Annotated in this window: 4 protein-coding genes; 3 read left to right on the top strand and 1 reads right to left on the bottom strand. The window is 70.3% G+C overall.

Translation table 11 applies throughout. From position 1 onward, the window contains the following. Positions 1-814 (top strand): sugar phosphate isomerase/epimerase family protein (locus ACRDTB_RS37825; protein WP_431437085.1); only part of this gene is annotated, 814 nt, incomplete at its 5' end. 70 nt (positions 815-884) lie between these two features. Then, positions 885-1,484, top strand: coding sequence for a hypothetical protein (locus ACRDTB_RS37820; RefSeq protein ID WP_431437084.1), 600 nt, complete (start codon positions 885-887; stop codon positions 1,482-1,484). Here the strand turns inward: ACRDTB_RS37820 and ACRDTB_RS37815 are convergent. Then, entirely contained in the window at positions 1,481-2,329 is an 849-nt protein-coding gene (locus tag ACRDTB_RS37815; RefSeq protein WP_431437083.1) for a phosphotransferase, read from the bottom strand. The two genes, ACRDTB_RS37820 and ACRDTB_RS37815, sit on opposite strands and share 4 nt — an antisense overlap. Positions 2,330-2,445: 116 nt before the next feature. On the opposite strand from ACRDTB_RS37815, the gene ACRDTB_RS37810 reads away from it, so the two are divergent. Further along, positions 2,446-3,281, top strand: an 836-nt coding sequence (locus tag ACRDTB_RS37810; RefSeq protein ID WP_431437082.1) for a cbb3-type cytochrome c oxidase subunit I, incomplete at its 3' end; no start/stop codon positions are given.

The following is a 3,281-nucleotide window of genomic DNA, read 5'->3' as shown; positions in this document are numbered from 1 at the left end:
GCGTCCGGAAGGCGTCCTTCCTGGCCGGTTCTCGTTCAACCAGGCCACCGCGAAGTACTGGCCGCTGCCGGACGTCGTCGAGGGGTGCGCGGCGGCCGGGGTGCGCGCGATCGGGCTGTGGCGCGAGCCGGTCGCGGAGTACGGGCTGTCGCGGTCCGCCGCGCTGGTGCGTGACGCGGGGTTGACCGTGAGCAGCCTGTGCCGCGGCGGCTTCTTCGGCGCGGACGACTGGCGCGACGACAACAAGCGGGCGATCGACGAGGCGGCTGCGCTCGGCGCGCCGGTCCTGGTGCTGGTGTGCGGCGGGTTGTCCGGACGGCCGCTCGACGAGGCCCGCGGCCGGGTCGCGGCGGGGATCGAGGCGATGGTGCCGTACGCGTTGGATGCCGGGGTACGGCTGGCGATCGAGCCGATGCACCCGATGTTCGCGGCCGACCGCAGCGTGGTGGCGACCCTCGGCGGCGCGCTGGCGCTGGCCTCGCCGCTTCCGCCGGCGGCGGTGGGGATCGCGCTGGACACCTACCACGTGTGGTGGGACGAGCGGGTGTATCCGCTGATCGCGGCGGCCGGCGAGCGGATCGCGTGTTTCCAGCTGGCCGACTGGGTTCTGCCGCTGCCGGCCGACGTGCTGCTCGGTCGCGGGCTGCCCGGGACCGGGTACGTGGAGTTCGGCCCGTTCCTGCGTGCGATGGACGCGGCGGGCTACACCGGCCCGATCGAGGTGGAGGTGTTCAACGCCGAGCTGTGGGCCCGGCCGGGCGAGGCGATTCTGCGCGAGACGGTCGCGGCGTACCGGACGGTCATGGAATCCTGAGAATTCCAGAATTTCCAGAATGCCACGCGCATTGTGGACCTGGCTCTTCATCGATCAATAGTGTGCCCTGGTGAGTGATCCCAACCAGCTGCCCCGCGAGTTCCGTCCGGTGCCCGGCGGTTTCGGCCGAAGGATGAAACCGTTCCTCCTCTCCCTGGTGCTCTTCTTCCTCATCATGCTTTTCCTCGGCTCGGCGCTCTTCGGCGGCGAGGCGGCCGGGGGCGTCCTGGTCGCGGTCGTGACGAGCGGCGTGCTGGTGGGCATCCAGTACTCGAAGTACCTCCGGATGCAGGACGGCACGGTCCTGCGGTTCTCCGAGCACGGCGTCGAGCTGACCGACATGCGGGGCTGGCGGGTGTCGCTGGGCTGGCGGGACATCACCCACGTCGGGCCCGTGGTGACCCAGATGGCGAACCCTAAGCCGGTCGGTCCCGACGCCGTGAAGGTCTCGATTGGCCCGATGCGATCGCTCGGCATATCCGGTTGGGGCGAGCGGGTGATCCCGCCCAGCACGCCGCGCTGGCAGCGGGAGCAACTGGCCGCCCAGCCCCACAACCCGACCGACGGCCGGCCGATGGTGGCGATCCCGCTCGGCGGGAGCGACCCGAACTGGACCAACGGCGCGATGGGCCAGTGGGTGCGCAGGTACCGCCCGGACCTCTTGGGCTAGCCGCCGTCCAGGTACTTCGCCAGCGCCGCGTGCGCGTCGTCCACCCGCTCCGGGAAGCGGTGCGCCATCAACTGGTACCAGGCCACCCCGAACACCTCGCGCAGCTCGCGGCAGACCGCCAGGGCGTCGGGGTCGGCGTGCCCGTCGACCGCGCGCACCCACGCCGGCCCGCTCCACGTCGACATGCACGCGTAGTCCCACGCGACCGGCCCGTGCCAGGCGTCCTCGAAGTCGTTCCACCGCACGCCGGCCGGGGTGACCAACACGTTCCCCGGGTGGGCGTCGCCGTGGACGACCTGTGCGGGCAGGGCCGACATCCGCTCGCCCAGCCGTTCGCCCTCCGCCCGCATCAGCCGTAGCACGCCGGGGTCGACCAGCCGGTCCCGCTCGAGGATCGCCAGCAACCTGCTCAGGTCTCCGCGCGGCCCGTCGGCGCCGAGGCGGCCCGGGAACTCCCGCATGGCGGCGTGCAGCTCGCCGAGCGAGGCGACCAGGCCGGCCGGGTCCGGGGTCCGCGCGGGGTCATGTTTCTCGTAGTGCCACAGCGCGACGGTGATGCCGTCCACGTCGTACGGCCCGGCCGGCGGGTCGGTGGCCGGACGGGTCACCGGCAGACCCCGGGAGAGCAGGAACGAGGCGAGTTCGATGTCGCCGGTCAGCCACCGGTCCACACCCGGCCGCAGTTCGGCGGTCAGCGTGGCGACCCGGGCCACGAACGGCGACGGGTACAGGTGGACCAGCACGTTGCTGCCGTCCTTGAGCACCCGCGGCTCGGTCAGCGTCAGGCCGAGGTCGGCGGTGATCCGTGTGGCGGCTGCCACAGCGGCCTCGCGGCTGATCGACATGGCCCGATCGTCCCAGGCCGGAGGTGCCGGCCCAGCCGTTCCGGCCGACACTGCGAGGGCTACCATCGGCTCGAATCACGGTTGGGCGTGGTTGCAAGACACGCAGGAGGCATGGAGTGACTGCAGTAGCCCCGAAGCCGGTCGCCACGCGACCGTATCCGGCGCGGCCGACGGTCAAGGGCGGGTACCTGCTGCAGTGGTTCCGGGAGACCGACCCGAAGAAGATCGGTGTGTTCTACGTCGTCACGGCGTTCGCCTTCTTCATGATCGGTGGCGCGATGGCCATGCTCATCCGCTCCGAGCTGGCCTTCCCCGGGCAGCAGTTCCTGTCCCAGGAGCAGTACAACCAGCTGTTCACCATGCACGGCACGATCATGCTGCTGTTGTACGCGACCCCGATCCTGTTCGGTTTCGCCAACCTGGTGCTGCCGATCCAGATCGGCGCCCCGGACGTGGCCTTCCCACGACTGAATGCCTTCAGTTACTGGCTGTTCCTGTTCGGTGGCCTCATCGTGATGGCCGGCTTCCTGACCCCGGGTGGCGCCGCCGACTTCGGCTGGTTCGCCTACACCCCGCTGTCGGACAAGATCCACTCGCCGGGCGTCGGCGGTGACCTGTGGATCGTCGGGCTGATCATGGCCGGTCTCGGCACCATCCTCGGCGCGGTGAACATGCTCACCACCGTGGTCTGCCTGCGCGCGCCCGGCATGACGATGTTCCGGATGCCGATCTTCACCTGGAACATCCTGATCACGTCGATCCTCGTGCTGATCGCCTTCCCGATCCTCACCGCGGCGCTGTTCGGTCTGCTGGCCGACCGCCAGATCGGCGCGCACGTCTTCGACCCGGCCAACGGCGGCGTGATCCTCTGGCAGCACCTGTTCTGGTTCTTCGGCCATCCCGAGGTCTACATCGTCGCGCTGCCGTTCTTCGGCATCGTGTCCGAGATCTT

This window comes from Actinophytocola sp., assembly GCF_050699935.1.
Lineage (GTDB): Bacteria > Actinomycetota > Actinomycetes > Mycobacteriales > Pseudonocardiaceae > Actinophytocola.
Note: the sequence above shows the minus strand (reverse complement) of the source record. Positions and strands in the feature narration are given on the sequence as shown.

Coding starts and splice junctions, on each gene's coding strand:
- ACRDTB_RS37815 (WP_431437083.1), bottom strand. CDS start 2,329: ATGTCGATCAGCCGCGAGGCCGCTGTGGCAGCCGCCACACGGATCACC.